The sequence below is a fragment of the Micromonospora sp. NPDC049497 genome, assembly GCF_044465805.1.
Classification (GTDB): Bacteria; Actinomycetota; Actinomycetes; order Mycobacteriales; family Micromonosporaceae; genus Micromonospora.
Genome location: NZ_JBITMC010000002.1, coordinates 71,175 through 88,587 on the forward strand (window position 1 = coordinate 71,175; position 17,413 = coordinate 88,587).

Annotated in this window: 13 protein-coding genes; 11 read left to right on the forward strand and 2 right to left on the reverse strand. The window is 72.7% G+C overall.

Annotated features, from left to right (window positions below; all coding sequences use genetic code 11):
* Nucleotide 1 precedes the first annotated feature (1 nt).
* From ACIBR0_RS03610 to ACIBR0_RS03660, 11 genes are all read left to right on the forward strand, one after another.
* The gene (locus ACIBR0_RS03610) at nt 2-856 is read left to right on the forward strand and encodes a TatD family hydrolase (protein WP_396712519.1); all 855 of its coding nucleotides are present in this window, start codon (nt 2-4) and stop codon (nt 854-856) included.
* Nucleotides 856-2,037: a metabolite traffic protein EboE gene (gene eboE, locus ACIBR0_RS03615; protein ID WP_396712520.1), complete on the forward strand. Its 1,182-nt coding sequence runs from the start codon at nt 856-858 to the stop codon at nt 2,035-2,037. Before ACIBR0_RS03610 ends, eboE begins: the two co-directional genes overlap by 1 nt.
* A complete protein-coding gene (locus ACIBR0_RS03620) occupies nt 2,034-3,461 on the forward strand; it encodes an alkaline phosphatase family protein (RefSeq protein WP_396712521.1) in 1,428 nt (475 codons plus the stop codon). Before eboE ends, ACIBR0_RS03620 begins: the two co-directional genes overlap by 4 nt.
* On the forward strand, nt 3,458-4,525 hold the full coding sequence (locus ACIBR0_RS03625; RefSeq protein WP_396712522.1) for a polyprenyl synthetase family protein: 1,068 nt from the start codon (nt 3,458-3,460) through the stop codon (nt 4,523-4,525). Before ACIBR0_RS03620 ends, ACIBR0_RS03625 begins: the two co-directional genes overlap by 4 nt.
* A 296-nt stretch (nt 4,526-4,821) precedes the next feature.
* Entirely contained in the window at nt 4,822-7,689 is a 2,868-nt protein-coding gene (locus ACIBR0_RS03630; protein ID WP_396712523.1) for a carbohydrate-binding protein, read from the forward strand.
* Nucleotides 7,686-9,797 carry a ThuA domain-containing protein gene (locus ACIBR0_RS03635; RefSeq protein ID WP_396712524.1) on the forward strand — a complete coding sequence of 704 codons (2,112 nt, stop codon included), beginning with the start codon at nt 7,686-7,688 and terminating at the stop codon, nt 9,795-9,797. The genes ACIBR0_RS03630 and ACIBR0_RS03635 overlap by 4 nt, the downstream gene beginning before the upstream one ends.
* Nucleotides 9,798-10,061: 264 nt before the next feature.
* On the forward strand, nt 10,062-11,261 hold the full coding sequence (locus ACIBR0_RS03640; protein WP_396712525.1) for a sensor histidine kinase: 1,200 nt from the start codon (nt 10,062-10,064) through the stop codon (nt 11,259-11,261).
* Nucleotides 11,258-11,923: a response regulator gene (locus ACIBR0_RS03645; RefSeq protein ID WP_396712526.1), complete on the forward strand. Its 666-nt coding sequence runs from the start codon at nt 11,258-11,260 to the stop codon at nt 11,921-11,923. Before ACIBR0_RS03640 ends, ACIBR0_RS03645 begins: the two co-directional genes overlap by 4 nt.
* Nucleotides 11,924-12,014: 91 nt before the next feature.
* Nucleotides 12,015-12,944 (forward strand): ABC transporter ATP-binding protein, encoded by a 930-nt coding sequence (locus ACIBR0_RS03650; protein ID WP_396712527.1) that lies wholly within the window; start codon nt 12,015-12,017, stop codon nt 12,942-12,944.
* Nucleotides 12,941-13,774 carry an ABC transporter permease gene (locus tag ACIBR0_RS03655; RefSeq protein ID WP_396712528.1) on the forward strand — a complete coding sequence of 278 codons (834 nt, stop codon included), beginning with the start codon at nt 12,941-12,943 and terminating at the stop codon, nt 13,772-13,774. Before ACIBR0_RS03650 ends, ACIBR0_RS03655 begins: the two co-directional genes overlap by 4 nt.
* A 219-nt stretch (nt 13,775-13,993) precedes the next feature.
* On the forward strand, nt 13,994-15,004 hold the full coding sequence (locus ACIBR0_RS03660) for a sugar phosphate isomerase/epimerase family protein (RefSeq protein ID WP_357038449.1): 1,011 nt from the start codon (nt 13,994-13,996) through the stop codon (nt 15,002-15,004).
* 42 nt (nt 15,005-15,046) lie between these two features.
* Here the strand turns inward: ACIBR0_RS03660 and ACIBR0_RS03665 are convergent, their stop codons facing one another.
* Both ACIBR0_RS03665 and ACIBR0_RS03670 read right to left on the reverse strand, forming a co-directional pair.
* Nucleotides 15,047-16,231, reverse strand: a complete 1,185-nt coding sequence (locus tag ACIBR0_RS03665) for an ROK family protein (RefSeq protein ID WP_396712529.1) — start codon at nt 16,229-16,231, stop codon at nt 15,047-15,049.
* Nucleotides 16,232-16,337: 106 nt separating this feature from the next.
* The gene (locus tag ACIBR0_RS03670) at nt 16,338-17,411 is read right to left on the reverse strand and encodes a sugar phosphate isomerase/epimerase family protein (protein WP_396712530.1); all 1,074 of its coding nucleotides are present in this window, start codon (nt 17,409-17,411) and stop codon (nt 16,338-16,340) included.
* Nucleotides 17,412-17,413 lie beyond the last annotated feature (2 nt).

Here is a 17,413-nt window from a genome sequence, read left to right on the forward strand (position 1 = left end):
CATGCGCATCTTCGACCCGCACATCCACATGACGTCGCGGACGACCGACGACTACGAGCGGATGGCCGCCGCCGGGGTCCGCGCGGTGGTGGAACCGGCCTTCTGGCTCGGGCAGCCGCGCACCGGCGTCGGCTCGTTCACCGACTACTTCGACTCGCTCATCGGCTGGGAGCCGTTCCGGGCCGGCCAGTTCGGCGTACGGCACCACGCCACCGTCGCGCTCAACCCGAAGGAGGCCAACGACCCGCGCTGCCGCCCGGTGCTCGACGTGCTGCCCCGCTACCTGGAGAAGGACGGCGTGGTGGCGGTCGGCGAGATCGGCTACGACTCGATGACGCCGGAGGAGGACGAGGCCTTCGCGGCGCAGCTCGCCCTGGCCGTCGCCCACGGCCTCCCGGCGCTGGTGCACACCCCGCACCGGGACAAGGCCCGGGGTGTGGAGCGCAGCCTCGCCGTGGTCACCGAGTCCGGCATCGACCCCGGCCGGGTCGTGGTCGACCACCTCAACGAGGTGACCGTCAAGCTGGTCCGGGACAGCGGCTGCTGGCTGGGCTTCTCGATCTACCCGGACACGAAGATGTCGCCGCCGCGGATGGTCGAGCTGCTGCGCGCGTACGGGACCGAGCGGATGCTGGTCAACTCGGCCGCGGACTGGGGGCGCTCGGACCCGCTGCTCACCCGGGCGACCGGGGAGGCGATGCTGCTGGCCGGGTTCACCGACGACGACGTCGACCGGGTGCTCTGGCGCAACCCGGTCGAGTTCTACGGCCAGTCCGGGCGGCTCGACCTGCGCGACGAGGACCTGGCCGCGGTGGACCCGGAGACCGGCAACTCGATCCTGCGCGGCGGCAGCTGATGCGGCTGCGGCACGCCGGCGGCACCACGGTCCACCTCGGCTACTGCACCAACGTGCACCCGGCCGAGGACCTCGCCGGCATCGTCGCCCAGCTGGACAGCCACGCCCGGCCGGTCCGCGAGCGGCTCGGCGTCGACCTGCTCGGCCTCGGGCTGTGGCTGGCCGCCCCGGTCGCGGCCGAACTGGCCGCCGATCCCGCGCTGCGCCGCCGGTTGCGTGCCGAGCTGACCGCGCGGGGTCTGGAGGTGGTCACCCTCAACGGCTTCCCGTACGCGGCCTTCCAGGCCCCGGTGGTCAAGGGCGCCGTGTACCACCCGGACTGGACCACCGACGCGCGGCTGGCGTACACCCTGGACCTGGCCCGGGTGCTGGCCGACCTGCTCCCGGACGACGCGGCGCGCGGATCGGTCTCCACCCTGCCGCTGGCCTGGCGGGAGCCCTGGGACGCGGCGCGCGCGGACGCCGCCCGGCACCGGCTGGACCGGCTGGCGGCCGGTCTCGCCGCGGTCGAGCGGGACACCGGCCGCCCGGTCCGGGTCGGCTTCGAGCCGGAACCGGGGTGCGTCGTGGAGACCACCGGGCAGGCCGGCTCGCTGCTGGCCGGCGTGGACACCGACCGGCTCGGGATCTGCCTGGACCTGGCCCACCTGGCCTGCGCCTGGGAGGACCCGGCGACGGCGCTGACCCGGCTGGCGGCGGCCGGGTTGCCGGTGGTCAAGGTGCAGGTCTCCGCCGCGATCGAGGCGCCGGCCGGTACGACGGACGCACTGCGCCGCTGGGTCGAGCCGCGCTTCCTGCACCAGACCCGGTCCGCCGGGTGCGGGGCCGCGGCGGACCCGGCCGACCCGGTGCACAGCGCCGATGACCTGGACGCCGCGCTGGACGCGGGGCTGCCCGGCCCGTGGCGGGTGCATTACCACGTGCCGCTGCACGCGCCGCCAGAACCACCGCTGAACTCGACCCTGCCGGTGCTGCGCGCCGCGCTGACGGAGCTGTTCGCCGGTCCGGTCGCCGGCTGCGACCACCTCGACGTCGAGACGTACACCTGGGGGGTGCTGCCGGCGGCGCGGCGCCCGCGCACCGACGCGGAGCTGGCGGCGGGCATCGCCGCGGAACTGGCCTTCGCCCGCGACGAACTGGTCGCACTGGGGCTCACCGATCGACGCGAGGTGGCGGTATGAGAAGACTTCTGGTGCTGGACGTCGTCGGGTTGACCCCGCGGCTGCTGGCGCACATGCCCCGCCTGCGGGCGGTGGCCGACGGTGGGTTCCGGGCGGAGCTGGGCACCGTGCTGCCGGCGGTGACCTGCTCGGTGCAGTCGACCTTCCTCACCGGGGCCCTCCCCGCCGAGCACGGGATCGTCGGCAACGGGTGGTACTTCCGGGACCTCGGCGAGGTGCTGCTGTGGCGGCAGCACAACGCCCTGGTGGGCGGCGAGAAGCTGTGGACGGCGGCCCGCCGGGCGCGGCCGGGCTACACGGTGGCCAACGTCTGCTGGTGGTACGCGATGGGCGCGGACGTCGACTGGACGGTCACCCCACGGCCGGTGTACCGCGCCGACGGGCGCAAGGAGCCGGACTGCTACACCGACCCGCCGGAGCTGCACGACGCGCTCACCGACCGGCTCGGCACCTTCCCGCTGTTCACCTACTGGGGACCGACGGCCGGCCTGCCCTCCTCGCGGTGGATCTGCCGGGCCGCCGAGCAGATCCTCACCGAGCAGGCACCGGACCTGACCCTGGTGTACGTCCCGCACCTGGACTACGACCTGCAACGTTTCGGGCCCTCGTCGCCCCGGGCCGCCGCCGCGGCGGCCGAACTGGACGGTGTCCTCGCGCCGCTGCTGGACGCCGCGCGGGACCGGAACACGACCGTGGTGGTCCTGTCCGAGTACGGCATCACCGACGTGTCCCGGCCGGTCGACGTGAACCGCCTGCTGCGGTCCGAGGGGCTGCTGCGGGTGCACACACAGGCCGGGATGGAGTACCTGGACCCGTGGACGTCGCGGGCCTTCGCGGTGGCCGACCACCAGGTCGCGCACGTCTACGTCAAGGACCCGGCCGACGTGCCGGCGGTGGCGAAGCTCTGCGCCGGCCTGCCGGGGGTGGCCGAGGTGCTCGACGAGGCCGGCAAGGCCACGCACGGGCTCGACCACCCGCGCGCCGGGGAACTGGTGCTGGTGGCCGAGCCGGACGCCTGGTTCACGTACTACTACTGGCTCGACGACGGCCGGGCACCCGACTTCGCCCGGCTGGTGGAGATCCACCGCAAACCCGGGTACGACCCGGCGGAGCTGTTCTTCGACCCGGCCGCCCCGGGCGCGGCGAAGCGGCGGGCCGCCGTCGCGCTGGCCCGCAAGAAGCTCGGGATGCGCTACCTGATGAGCGCCGTCGGGCTGGACGCCGGGGCCCGGGCGGTGCGTGGTTCGCACGGCCGGTTGCCGGCCGACCCGGCGGACGGCCCGGTGCTGCTCTGCTCCGACGCGTCGGCCGCGCGCGACCGGATCGCCGCCACCGAGGTCAAGGCCCTGCTGCTGCACCTCGCCGGGCTGTCCGACCGCGCCGGCGCCCCGGCGGCGCCCCACCCGACCGGGGAGGCGTCGTGACGGTCACCGCCGAACCGACCGACGTGAGCGGGCTGCGGGCCCGCTTCGACGCGGAGCTGGCCGCGTTCCTCGACCGGCAGGGGCCGGACTGGCCGGACGGCGCCCCCCGGGGCGTGTTCACCGCCCTGAACCGGTTCGTGCTGGCCGGCGGAAAGCGGTTGCGCCCGCTCTTCTGCTACTGGGGCTGGCGCGGCGCCGGCGGGTCGGACGGCAGCCCCATCGTGGTGGCCGCCGCCGCCCTGGAGCTGTTCCACGCGTTCGCGCTGATCCACGACGACATCCTGGACGGCAGTGACCGTCGTCGGGGTGAACCGTCGGTGCACCGGCTCTTCGCGGACCTGCACGCCCGCTCGTCGTGGCGCGGGGACCCCGAGGCGTACGGGCGCAACACCGCGCTGCTCTGCGGTGACCTCTGCGCCGCCTGGTCGGACCAGATGTTCCACGAGTGTGGCCTGAGCGCCGACGCGATCCACCGGGGGTACGCGGTCTTCGCCCTGATGCGGACCGAGGTGATCGCGGGGGAGTACCTGGACCTCGTGTCCGGCGTCGGCGACGGCTCGGTGGCCAGCGCACTGACGGTGATCCGGATGAAGGGCGCCCGCTACACGGTGACCCGGCCGCTCCAGATCGGGGCCACGCTGGCGGGGGCGGCGCCGGAGCTGGTCGCCGCGCTGGCCGAGTTCGGCGATCCGCTCGGTGACGCGTTCCAGCTCCGCGACGACGTCCTCGGCGTCTTCGGGGACCCGGCGGTGACCGGCAAGTCCGTCCTGGACGATCTCCGCGAGGGCAAGCCGACGGTGATGATGGCCCTGGCCCGGGACGCGGCCGACCGGGCGCAGACGGCGCGACTGCGGGAGCTGTTCGGCAACCCGGCGCTGGACGCCGACGGCGCCGCCGAGTTGCGGGGCATCATCGAGAGCACCGGCGCACGGGAGAAGATCGAGCAGATGATCCGCGTACGGGCCGAGGCGGCCCTGGCGGCCCTGGTCGACGCGCCACTGGACGAGTCCGCCCGTGCGGCGCTCACGTCCCTCGCGGCGCAGGCCGTCGACCGTCCTCTCTGAGACCGCTCTCCCGGAACTTTTGCTTCCATAGACAAAAGTTCATGTTGGGCGGCCGGAAGGTATGGACACATCGACGGATGCGACTTAATGTCGTGGCCATCGCAACGGTGTTTCGTCGAGGTGAACCGGCGGCGCGGGAACCCATCGACTGGTGATCTCCGCGTGGCCCGCCGGCCACCGGTCGTCACGGCCGGCCGGGTCGGCACCCGGCAGGCCTGCATCCTCCCGCTACGGCATTCGGCGCGACGGCGCGCGCCCGCCCTGGCAGATCACTCGTCAGGAAGGGACCCCCCCATATGTCCACATCGGACTCCACCACTCCCCACCGCAACCGACGATGGTTCTCCGCCAGCGCCGCGCTGGTCCTGGCCGCCGCTGCCGGCACGGTCGCCCTCGGCGCCGGGCCCGCCGCACTGGGCGGGCCCACGGCCGCCTCCGCCCACCCCATCGTGGGCACCGACTTCCAGCAGGTCACTCTCGCCAAGGGGGCCGCCGAGGTCGGCGAGCCCATGACCATCGCGGTGCTCCCGGACCGCTCGGTCGTGCACACCGCCCGCAACGGCACGGTGCGCCGGACCGACTCCGCCGGCAACACCTCCGTCATCGGCACCCTGGCCGTCTACACCCACGACGAGGAGGGGCTCCAGGGCGTCGGGGTCGACCCGAACTTCGCCACCAACCGGCACATCTACCTCTACTACGCGCCGCCGCTGTCCACGCCGTCCGGCGACGCGCCCGCGACGGGCAGCGACTTCTCCGCCTGGGACGGCGTCAACCGGCTGTCCCGGTTCACGCTCAACGCCGACTTCACCATCAACACCGGCAGCAAGGTCGACGTCCTGGACGTCCCGGCCAGCCGGGGCATCTGCTGCCACGTCGGCGGTGACATCGACTTCGACGCGGCCGGCAACCTGTACCTGTCGACCGGTGACGACACGAACCCGTTCGACTCCGCCGGGTACGCCCCGATCGACGAGCGGACCAACCGCAACCCCGCGTACGACGCGCAGCGCAGTGCCGCCAACACCAACGACCTGCGCGGCAAGATCCTCCGGATCAAGGTCAACGCGAACGGGACGTACTCGATCCCGGCCGGCAACATGTTCGTCGACTCGGACCCGAAGACCCGGCCCGAGATCTACGCGATGGGCTTCCGCAACCCGTTCCGGATGAGCGTGGACAAGGCCACCGGCATCGTCTACGTCGGTGACTACGGGCCGGACGCCGGCACCACCACCAGCCGTGGCCCCAGCGGTCAGGTCGAGTTCAACCGGGTCACCGGGCCCGGCAACTACGGCTGGCCGTACTGCACCGGGACCAACACCGCGAACGAGACGTACGCCGAGTGGGACTTCGCCGCCGGGACGGCCGGCGCGAAGTACAACTGCACCGGCGGCCCGATCAACAACTCGTTCCGCAACACCGGCCTGACCACCCTGCCGGGGGCGAAGGCGGCCTGGATCCGGTACGCCGGTGACGCCGGCAGCCCGCCCGAGTTCGGCGGCGGCTCCGAGTCGCCGATGGCCGGCCCGGTCTACCGGTACAGCGCGTCGAACCCGTCCACCACGAAGTTCCCGCAGGGCTTCGACGGGCAGTTCTTCGCCGGCGAGCTGGGGCGCGGCTGGGTCAAGCCGATCCACCTCAACGCCGACGGCTCACCGGGCACCATCGAGACGTTCCCCTGGAACGGCAAGCAGGTCATGGACATGGCGTTCGGCCCGGACGGCGCGCTCTACGTCCTGGACTACGGCACCGGCTACTTCAACGGCGACGCCAACTCCGCCCTCTACCGCTACGACTACATCGGCGGCGGCAACGCGGCACCGACGGCGGTCGCGGCGGCGGACAAGACCTCCGGCGCGGCCCCGTTGACCGTGAACTTCTCCTCGGCCGGGTCGTCGGACCCGGAGGGTGGCGCGCTGACGTACTCGTGGAACTTCGGCGACGGCACCACCTCGACGGCGGCCAACCCGAGCAAGACGTACACCGCCAACGGCACGTACACCGTCACGCTGACCGTCAGGGACCCGCAGAACGCCACCGGTACGGCGAACGTGCAGATCGGCGTCGGCAACACCGCGCCCACGGTGACCATCACCAGCCCCGGCAACGGCCAGTTGTTCAGCTACGGGGACACCGTGCCGTTCAGCATCACGGTGACCGACCCGGAGGACGGCACCATCGACTGCACCAAGGTCAAGATGACGTACGTGCTGGGGCACGACAGCCACGGCCACCAGATCACCTCGAAGCAGGGCTGCTCCGGGTCGATCACGATCCCGGTCGACGGTGAGCACGACGACGCGGCGAACATCTTCGCCATCTTCGACGCCGAGTACACCGACGCGGGTGGGCTGACCACCCACAAGCAGCACACCCTCCAGCCGAAGAAGCGGCAGGCGGAGCACTACAAGACCTCCTCGGGCATCCAGCAGTACAGCAAGGCGACGGCCGAGGGCGGCAAGACCGTCGGCAGCATCGACAACGGCGACTGGATCGCGTTCGAGCCGTACCGGATCAACAACGCGACCTCGTTCACCGCCCGGGTCTCCTCCGGCGGCGCCGGCGGCACCCTCCAGGTCCGCGCCGGCTCGGCCACCGGGACCGTGCTCGGCTCGGCCACCGTGCCGGTCACCGGCTCCTGGGAGACCTTCCAGAACGTCACCGGCACCATCTCCAGCCCGCCGGCCGGCACCACCACGCTCTACCTGACCTTCGCCGGTGGCGCCGGGGCGCTCTTCGACGTCGACTCGTTCACCTTCACCACCGGCTCCTCGGGTGGCGGGACCGGGCCGATCGTCGGGCTCGCCGGCAAGTGCCTCGACGTCCGCAACGCGGCGACCACCGACGGTACGCAGATCCAGATCTACACCTGCAACGGCACCTCCGCGCAGACGTGGACGGTGACGCCGAACTCGACGGTCAAGGCGCTGGGCAAGTGCCTCGACATCTCGGGCGGGGCGTCGGCCGACGGTACGAAGATCCAGCTGTGGACGTGCAACGGGACCGGCGCGCAGAACTGGTCGGCGCAGGCCGACGGCACGCTGAAGAACCCGCAGTCGGGCAAGTGCCTGGACGTCTCGGGCAACAACTCCGCCGACGGCACCGCGGTGCACCTGTGGACCTGCCACACCGGCGCCAACCAGAAGTGGACCCTGCCATGAGAATCCTCCGATCCGTGATCGGCGTGGCCACCGCCGCCCTCGCCGTGCTGGCCTGCACCACCCCGGCCACTCCGGCCAGTGCTGCCGACGCCGCCTACGACGTGCTGGTCTTCTCGAAGACCGCCGGCTTCCGCCACGACTCCATCGCGGTGGGCACCCAGGCCGTCCGGGACCTGGGTGCGGCGAACAACTTCACCGTCACCGCCACCGAGGACGCCGCCGCCTTCACCACCGGCAACCTCGCCCAGTACGAGGCGGTGATCTTCCTCAACACCACCGGTGACGTGCTCAACGCCACCCAGCAGACCGCCTTCGAGTCGTACATCGGCTCCGGCGGAGGCTACGTCGGTGTGCACTCCGCCGCCGACACCGAGTACAACTGGTCGTTCTACGGCAACCTGGTCGGGGCGTACTTCGCCTCGCACCCGGCGATCCAGCAGGCGAACGTCAAGGTGGAGAACCGGGCGCACGCGGCCACCGCCCACCTGCCGCAGACCTGGACCCGCACCGACGAGTGGTACAACTACACCACCAACGCCCGCTCCACCGCCCGCGTCCTGGCCACCCTCGACGAGGGCTCGTACTCGGGCGGCTCGATGGGCGCCGACCATCCGCACGCGTGGTGCAAGACCTACAGCGGCGGCCGGGCCTTCTACACCGGCGGCGGGCACACCCAGGCGTCGTACGCCGACTCGGCGTTCCGCGCGCACCTGCTCGGCGGCATCCGGTACGCGGCCGGCCGCACGAAGGCCGACTGCCGGGCGGAGACCGGCTACACCGCCCTCTACAACGGCTCGACCACCGGCTGGTCGCAGGCCGGGCCGGGCAGCTTCACCAACTCCGACGCCACGCTGACCTCCGTCGGTGGGCTCGGCATGCTCTGGTACAGCGCGAAGGAGTTCACCAACTACTCGCTCAAGCTGGACTGGAAGCTGGCCGGGGACGGCAACTCGGGCGTCTTCATCGGCTTCCCGCCGTCGAGCGACCCCTGGTCGGCGGTGAACAACGGCTACGAGATCCAGATCGACGCCACCGACGCCGCCGACCGCACCACCGGCGCCGTCTACACCTTCAAGTCCGCCGACATCGCCGCCCGGGACGCGGCGCTCAACCCGCCGGGGGAGTGGAACACCTACGAGCTGCTCGTCGAGGGTGAGCGGCTCCAGGTCTTCCTGAACGGGTCGAAGATCAACGACTTCACCAACACCAACCCGGCACGGTCGCTGGCCGGCCACATCGGCATCCAGAACCACGGCAACGGCGACGACGCGTCGTTCCGCAACATCCGGATCAAGGAGCTGGGCACCACCCCGCCGCCGACCGGGAACACCACGATCCAGGCCGAGTCGTTCAGCTCGCAGAGCGGGGTCACCCCGTTCACCAAGGCCGGTGCGAACGGCGGTCAGACCCTCGGCTACATCGACCCGGGTGACTGGGCCGCGTACAACGGTGTCTCGCTGACCGGCGTCACCTCGTTCAAGGCGCGGATCGTCTCCGGCGGGCCGGGCGGCACGATCCAGGTGCGGACCGGCTCGACCACCGGCACCGTGCTCGGCTCGGTCGCGGTGCCCAACACCGGTAGCTGGACCACCTTCGCCGACGTCACGACGAACCTGTCCAACGTCCCGTCGGGCACCCAGAACCTCTACCTCACCTTCACCGGCTCGGGTACGGGGCTCTTCGACGTGGACGACTTCACCCTGGTGAAGGGGACCGGTGGCACCCCGGGCACCGGCCCGATCAAGGGCCTGGCCGGCAAGTGCCTGGACGTGCGCAGCAGTGGCACGGCCGACGGCACGCAGATCCAGATCTACACCTGCAACGGCTCGGGCGCGCAGACGTGGACGGTGACGCCGAACTCGACGATCAAGGCCCTCAACAAGTGCCTCGACGTCTCCGGCGGCGGGTCGGCCGACGGCACCAAGATCCAACTGTGGACCTGCAACGGCTCGGGTGCCCAGAACTGGTCGGCGCAGGCCGACGGCACACTGAAGAACCCGCAGTCGGGCAAGTGCCTGGACGTGTCGGGCAACAACTCCGCCGACGGCACCGCGGTGCACCTGTGGAGCTGCCACACCGGCGCCAACCAGAAGTGGATCCTGCCCTGACCTGAGGCCACCGGTCGACTCGGCCTCCTCCCACCCACGGGGCCCCTGCCACGGCAGGGGCCCCGTGCTGTCGTGCTCCGGCCGCGACGACGCCCGAGCGCCTGATGTCTCTGTGACATGAATATGTCCCACAGACATCAGGCCGCCACGACTCCCACCGCCCCGCGCGCGACCCGCCGGAGGCGGCCAGCCGATCTCCGCCAGGGGCGGGGTGATCGCGGGTGGGAGCGGTCGGCGGCGAGGCCGCTGCCGTACCTTGACCGCATGGGACGCCTCGCGGAGTGGCGTCGGGTGGCACGGGCGCACCCGACCGGCGGTGACGCCGTGCTGGCCGCGCTGCTCTTCCTGGTCAGCCTGCTGCCGGTGGACCCGCCGGGCGGGCCGCCCCGCGATCCGCTGGGCGTCGGCGCGGTGCTCATCGCCCTGGCCGCCTGCGCCGCACTGGTGCTGCGCCGCCGGTACCCGCTGCCGGTGCTCGCGGCGGTCACCGTCACGGCGGCCGTGTCGATCCTGGTGGAGCAGGCCCGGGGACCGTTCGTGCTGTCGGTGGCGCTGGCCGCGTACACCGTCGCCACCCGGACCGACCGGCGGACCGCCGCCGTGGCCGGCGCGGTCAGCGCGGTCGTGGTCGGCGCGGCGGCCGTGGTCACGCTCGGTGTCTCCTGGGTGGACCCGGCGGTGGTGGTGCTGCTGCTCTGGTTCGGCGTCGCCGTGGCGGCCGGTGACGCCGTGCGCAGCCGGCGGGCGTACGTGGCGGTGCTGGAGGAGCGGGCCCTTCGCGCCGAGCAGACCCGCGAGGAGGAGGCCCGCCGCCGCGTGGCCGAGGAGCGGCTGCGCATCGCCCGCGAGCTGCACGACGTGGTCGCCCACCACATCGCCCTGATCAACGTGCAGGCCGGGGTGGCCGGCCACCTCCTGCGCGGGCAGCCGGACGCGGCCGAGGAGGCGCTCGGGCACGTCCGCGCGGCCAGCCGCACCGTGCTGGACGAGCTGACCACCGTGCTCGGGGTGCTGCGCCGCGACGAGGAGACCGACGCGCCGGTCGAGCCGGCGCCGAGCCTGAACCGGTTGGACGCGCTGGTGGAGGGCTTCGCCACCGGGCAGCCGGTGCGCTGGACCGTGGCCGGGCAGCCCCGGCCGCTGCCCACGGCGGTGGACGTGGCCGCGTACCGGATCATCCAGGAGTCCCTGACCAACGCCCACAAGCACGCGCCGGGCGCGGCCGTCGCGGTCCGCCTGCGCTACGACGCCGCCGGCCTCACCATCGAGGTACGTGACGACGGTGCCGGCTCGCCGCCGCCGGCACCCGACGGGCCCGGGAGCACGCCGGGTGCCGGCATGGGTCTGCTCGGCATGCGGGAGCGGGCCGAGTCGGTCGGCGGCACCTTCACCGCCGGGCCGCGACCCGACGGCGGTTTTCTGGTACGCGCGGACCTGCCCGCGCCCGAGGAGGCGGCCGAGTGACGATCCGGGTGCTGTTGGCCGACGACCAGAAGCTGCTCCGCGCCGGGTTCCGGGTGCTCGTCGACTCCGCGCCCGACCTGACCGTGGTCGGCGAGGCGGCGACCGGGCGGGAGGCGGTCGACCAGCTCCGCGCGACGCCTGTCGACGTGGTGCTGATGGACATCCGGATGCCCGAGCTGGACGGGCTCGCCGCCACCCGGGAGATCACCGCCGATCCGGCCCTGGCCGGCGTACGGGTGCTGATCCTGACCACGTTCGAGGTGGACGAGTACGTCTTCGAGGCGCTGCGGGCCGGTGCCAGCGGCTTCCTCGGCAAGGGCGTCGATCCGGCCGAGCTGCTGGACGCCATCCGTACCGTCGCCGCCGGCGACGCCCTGTTGTCACCGAAGGCCACCCGTGGGCTGATCGCCCGGTTCCTGACGCAGCCCGAGCCGGACGCGCAGGCCACCCCCGAGCAGTTGCGGGTGCTCACCGAGCGGGAGCGGGAGGTCGTCACGCTGGTCGCCACCGGCCTGTCCAACGAGCAGATCGCCGAGCGGCTGGTGGTCTCCCCGCTGACCGCGAAGACCCACGTGAACCGGGCGATGGCGAAGCTCGGCGCGCGGGACCGGGCGCAGCTCGTCGTGATCGCGTACCAGAGCGGTCTGGTCCAGCCGCGGTAGGGGAGGCATCCGCCTACCGCGTCCGCGGTACGTCCAGGTGTCCGCCGCTGGCCGACGCGGGGGCCCGAGTACGCGGGCGATCGTTGGTCGCATGATCGATGTGACCAACCTGAGCAAGCGCTACGTCGACAAGGTCGCCGTCGACGACCTGACCTTCCAGGTGCGACCGGGCCTCGTCACCGGGTTCCTCGGACCGAACGGCGCCGGCAAGTCCACCACCATGCGGATGATCCTCGGCCTCGACACGCCCACCTCGGGCAGCGTCACCGTGGGCGGTCGCCGGTACGCCGACCACGCCGCCCCGCTGCGGGAGATCGGCGCGCTGCTGGAGGCGAAGGCCGTGCACACCGGCCGTACCGCCCGCAACCACCTGCTCGCCATGGCCGCCACCCACGGCATCGGCCGCCGCCGCGTCGACGAGGTGATCGACCTGGTCGGCCTGCACGAGGTGGCCGACAAGCGGGCCGGCGGATTCTCCCTCGGCATGGGCCAGCGACTCGGCATCGCCGCCGCGCTGCTCGGCGACCCGAAGGTCGTGATGCTCGACGAGCCGGTCAACGGCCTCGACCCGGACGGCATCCGCTGGATCCGGGACCTGCTCCGGGGCCTCGCCGCCGAGGGCCGGACGGTCTTCGTGTCGTCGCACCTGATGAGCGAGATGGCGATGACCGCCGAGCACCTGATCGTGATCGGCCGGGGCCGGCTCATCGCCGACGTGTCCGTCGCCGAGTTCGTCGCGCAGGCCGCGCACGACACCGTACGCGTCCGCTCGCCGCAGGCGACAACGCTGCGCGACCTGCTGGTCGGCCCGGACGTGACGGTGACCGGCGGCGAACCCGGCCTGCTGGAGGTCACCGGGCTGACCCGGGAGCAGGTCGGCGACCGGGCCGCCGCCGCCGGCCTCACCCTGCACGAGTTGTCCTCCCAGCAGACCTCGCTGGAGGAGGCGTTCATGACGTTGACCCGCGACGCGGTCGAGTACACCGCCGAGCCCACCGCTGCCGGAAGGACCGCCCGATGAGCACCGAAACCCTGACCCGAGCCACCGACACCGTCCCTGCCGACGCGAAGGTCACCCCCGCGCGGGTGGTACGCGCCGAGTGGATCAAGTTCCGTTCGTTGCGCTCGTCGGTGATCATGCTGATCGCCACCGTCGCCCTGCTCGCCGGGCTCGGCCTGGCCTTCTCCGCCGTGCTGGCGGACAACCCGCCGCAGCCCGGCACGCCGGCACCGCCCGGCGGCCCCTCCTCGCTCGACCCGCTGGGCGCGAGTCTCGGCGGCGTCAACCTCGCCCAGTTGCTGGTCGGCACCCTCGGGGTGCTGCTGGTCGCGGGCGAGTACTCCACCGGGATGATCCGTTCCTCGCTGGCCGCGGTGCCGAAGCGCTGGCCCGTGCTCGTCGGGAAGATCGCCGTCCTCGCCGGTGTCTCCCTCGCGGTGCTGGTGCCGACCGCCCTGCTGACCTTCCTCGGCGCGCAGGGCATCCTCGGCGACGAGGGCATCTCCCTCGGCGACGACGGGGTGCTGCGGTCGGTGCTCGGCGCGGCGTTCTACCTGGCCGGCGTCGGCGTGCTCGGGATGGCCGTGGGCGCGCTGCTGCGTAACACCGCCGGGGCGATCACCACCGTGGTGGCGCTGCTCCTCGTCGTGCCCGGCGTGATCTCACTGCTGCCGGAGAGCGTCTCCGACGCGGTCTCGCCGTACCTGCCCTCCAACGCCGGCGAGGCGTTCATGTCCATCTCGTCCAACCCGGACCTGCTCTCCCCGGGTGCCGGGGCGGCGGTGTTCGTGGGCTGGCTGGTGGTCCTCGTCGGCGCCGCCACCGTGCTCCTGCGCCGCCGCGACGCCTGACCGGAGGGGGCCTTCCGCTGTGCGCCCCGGCGGAAATAGAGTGGGGGCGGCGACCGAGCAGGTGGCCGGTGACCCGGCGGGAGGCGCAACCCGTCGGGCCCAGGTGCGTATCCCCGTGCCCACCGGTCCGTGCCCGTCCGCCGCCGCACCGGCTCGGCCGGTCATCCCTCGCCCCGGTCCCGCACTACGGAATCCCCATCACGACAGGGGAGAAGGACAATGGCGCGACCCATCACGCTCTTCACCGGCCAGTGGGCCGATCTACCGTTCGACGAGGTCTGCCGGCTCGCCTCCGAGTGGGGCTACGACGGTCTGGAGATCGCCTGCTGGGGCGACCACTTCGAGGTCGACAAGGCGCTGGCCGACGACTCGTACGTCGACCGCAAGCGGGAGACCCTCGCGAAGCACAACCTCCAGGTCTTCACGATCTCCAACCACCTCGTCGGCCAGGCGGTCTGCGACCACCCCATCGACGAGCGGCACCAGGACATCCTCCCGGCCCGGATCTGGGGCGACGGCGAGCCCGAGGGCGTACGCCGGCGGGCCGCCGAGGAGATCAAGGACACCGCCCGCGCGGCGGCGAAGCTCGGGGTGAAGACGGTCGTCGGCTTCACCGGCTCGTCGATCTGGCACACCCTCGCCATGTTCCCGCCGGTGCCACCGTCGATGATCGAGCGCGGCTACCAGGACTTCGCCGACCGGTGGAACCCGATCCTCGACGTCTTCGACGAGGTGGGCGTGCGGTTCGCCCACGAGGTGCACCCGAGCGAGATCGCATACGACTACTGGACGACGAAGCGCACCCTGGAGGCGATCGGTCACCGGCCGGCGTTCGGGCTCAACTGGGACCCGTCGCACTTTGTCTGGCAGGAGCTGGACCCGGTGAACTTCATCTTCGACTTCGCCGACCGGATCTACCACGTCGACTGCAAGGACGCGAAGGTGCGCACCGGGGACGGCCGGCGCGGCCGGCTCTCCTCGCACCTGCCCTGGGCCGACCTGCGGCGGGGCTGGGACTTCGTGTCCACCGGCCACGGCGACGTGCCCTGGGAGGACTGCTTCCGCGCGTTGAACGCGATCGGCTACGACGGCCCGATCTCCATCGAGTGGGAGGACGCCGGGATGGACCGCCTCGTCGGGGCGCCGGAGGCGTTGCAGTTCGTCCGCCGGCTCGCCTTCGACGCACCCTCGGCGGCCTTCGACGCCGCGTTCAGCAGCAGCAAGGACTGAGGTGCCGCGGCCGGCCGGGGCTCGACTCCGGCCGGCCCCGGCTCAGCCCGCCGTGAAGGCGTGGTCGCTGATCAGCCGGGCGGCGCCGACCACCGTCGCCCGCTCGTTCAGGTCCGACAGGACGATCGACATCGTGCCGGTCGCCAAGGGCGCCGACCGGCGGTAGACGAGGGCGCGGACCTCGGCGAGCAGCGCGTGGCCGAGTCCGGCCGGCGCACCGCCGATGATCACGATCGCGGGGTTGACGAAGCTCACCAGCCCGACCAGCACCTGGCCGAGCCGCCGTCCCGCCTCGCGGACCACGCCGTGGGCGGCCGGGTCACCCGCGCCGGCCGCCGCCGCGAGGTCGGCCACGGTCAGGGTGCCGGCCTCGTCGAACCGGGCGGCCAGCGCGGGGGAGCGGCCCGCGTCCGCCGCCGCCAGCGCCGCGCCGATCAGGCCGCTGTCGCCGCAGTACGCCTGGAGGCAGCCGACCTCGCCGCACACGCACGTCGGGCCGTCCTCGGTCAGGCGCAGGTGCGCGATGTCGCCGGCGCTGCCCGTGGCGCCCCGGTGCAGGCCGCCACCGAGCACCAGGCCACAGCCGACAGCGGCGCCGAGCCGCAGGTAGAGGAAGTCGTCGAAGGTGCGACCCACGCCGGCGTGCCGTTCGCCGAGGGCGCCGACGTTGGCGTCGTCGTCGACCAGCGTGGGAGTGCCCAGCTCGGCGGCGATGGTGTCGCGCACCGGGAACCGGTGCCAGCCGGGCAGCAGCGGCGGCGAGATCGGCATGCCCTCCCGGACGTCCACCGGCCCGGGCAGGGCCACGCCGACGCCGGTGAGCCGGCCGAGCCCCAGCTCGGCCCGGAGCTTGGCGATCAGCTCGACCGCGCGCCGGACCACGGGCTCCGGTCCCTGCCGTACGTCGACGGGTTCCCGCAGCTCGGCGAGCGGGGTCAGCTCCCCGTCGGTGACGGTGACGACGAGGTCCCGCGTACCGACGACGACGCCGGCGAAGCGCACCCCGCGCCCCAGGCGCAACAGCGACGAGCGCCGGCCGCCGCGGGACGCGGCGGGACCGGCGGCCTCCACCAGGCCGGCCTCGACGAGCCGCTCCACCTCGGCGGCGAGCCGTGCACGGGGCAGACCCAGCACGTCGCCCAGCTCCACCCGTGAGCGGGGGCCGTCGTCGCGCAGCAGCGTGACCAGGCGCGCCTGGTCCGTGGTCTCCGGCCGGACCGACACCATCGCCATCACCTCCCGGCCGCGAGTCTGCCACGGCGGTGTTTCCCCCGCGTAGCGAACGGGGCCACGCCCGGTGAACCCGGACGTGGCCCCGCGACGGTCGGGTCCGTCAGCCCCGCAGACCCGACATGTGCTGGAAGCTCACCTCGGCGTAGCGCAGCGACCGGCCCGGGTCGGCGGCGCCGCCCGGTGCGTTGTCCTGTTCCCACATCGGGTTGTGGTAGCCCTTCGCGCCCATGTTGGCGAAGAAGCCGCCGTAGTCGATGTCGCCCTGGCCGAGCGGCACCATGTCGTACCCGTTGGTGGTCGCCGGGTTGAACGCGCCGTCCTTGGCGTGGAACAGCGGGAACCGGATCGGCTGGGCCGCCACCGTGGCCAGCGGGTCGAAGACGTCGGTCTGCGGCACGCCGTCCGGGTCGACGTAGGTGTGCCACCGGTGCCGGGCCACGTGCGCCCAGAAGATGTCCATCTCGAACCACACCCACTCCGGGTTGGTGAGGCCGATGAAGTACTCCAGCTTCCGGACGCCGGAGGACCGGGTCGGGCGGCCCAGCGCGTCCAGCGGCCCGCTGTCGAGCAGGAAGTTGTACGCCGCGTCGTGGTTGTGCGTGTAGAGCTTCAGCCCGCGGGCGGCGGCCATCTCGCCGAAGGTGTTCCACCGGTCGGCGGCGGCGTCCCAGTCGGTCTTGTAGTTGCTGTTCGTCGGGTCGCTACCGGTGCCGACGTGCGTCATGCCGAGGATCTCGGCGGTGTCGAGCGTCCGCTCGAACGCGGCGATCGTGTCCGGCGTGACGGAGCCCGGGATGGAGGCGTGCGAGCCGTTGGCGCGCAGCCCGTTGTCGTCCAGGATCTTGCGGATCTCCGCGGGGGTGATCTGCCGGCCCAGGATGCCGACGTTCTGGTTGTAGCCGGCGAACTCGACCTCCTTGTAGCCGATCTCGGCGAGTCGGGCGAGGACCCGCTCGAACCCGTACGGCACCCCGGTGGCGTCCGGGGCGGCGCTGATCCGGTCCCGGACGCTGTAGAGGATGATGCCGCGCTTGCCGGTCGGGACGAGCAGGCCGTTGCCGTCCGCGCCGGCGGCCGGGGTCCAGCCGGCGGCGCCGACCGCCGCCGCGCCGGCGACGCCGGCCAGGGCGCCGAGCATCCGGCGCCGGCTCATTCCGTGCTGACTGTCGTTCATCT

Excerpts from the sequence above, each read along its gene's own strand:
- ACIBR0_RS03610 (WP_396712519.1), top strand. The coding sequence starts at position 2 with ATGCGCATCTTCGACCCGCACATCCACATGACGTCGCGGACGACCGAC.
- eboE (WP_396712520.1), top strand. The coding sequence starts at position 856 with ATGCGGCTGCGGCACGCCGGCGGCACCACGGTCCACCTCGGCTACTGC.
- ACIBR0_RS03620 (WP_396712521.1), top strand. The coding sequence starts at position 2,034 with ATGAGAAGACTTCTGGTGCTGGACGTCGTCGGGTTGACCCCGCGGCTG.
- ACIBR0_RS03630 (WP_396712523.1), top strand. The coding sequence starts at position 4,822 with ATGTCCACATCGGACTCCACCACTCCCCACCGCAACCGACGATGGTTC.
- ACIBR0_RS03635 (WP_396712524.1), top strand. The coding sequence starts at position 7,686 with ATGAGAATCCTCCGATCCGTGATCGGCGTGGCCACCGCCGCCCTCGCC.
- ACIBR0_RS03640 (WP_396712525.1), top strand. The coding sequence starts at position 10,062 with ATGGGACGCCTCGCGGAGTGGCGTCGGGTGGCACGGGCGCACCCGACC.
- ACIBR0_RS03650 (WP_396712527.1), top strand. The coding sequence starts at position 12,015 with ATGATCGATGTGACCAACCTGAGCAAGCGCTACGTCGACAAGGTCGCC.
- ACIBR0_RS03655 (WP_396712528.1), top strand. The coding sequence starts at position 12,941 with ATGAGCACCGAAACCCTGACCCGAGCCACCGACACCGTCCCTGCCGAC.
- ACIBR0_RS03660 (WP_357038449.1), top strand. The coding sequence starts at position 13,994 with ATGGCGCGACCCATCACGCTCTTCACCGGCCAGTGGGCCGATCTACCG.
- ACIBR0_RS03665 (WP_396712529.1), bottom strand. The coding sequence starts at position 16,231 with ATGGTGTCGGTCCGGCCGGAGACCACGGACCAGGCGCGCCTGGTCACG.
- ACIBR0_RS03670 (WP_396712530.1), bottom strand. The coding sequence starts at position 17,411 with ATGAACGACAGTCAGCACGGAATGAGCCGGCGCCGGATGCTCGGCGCC.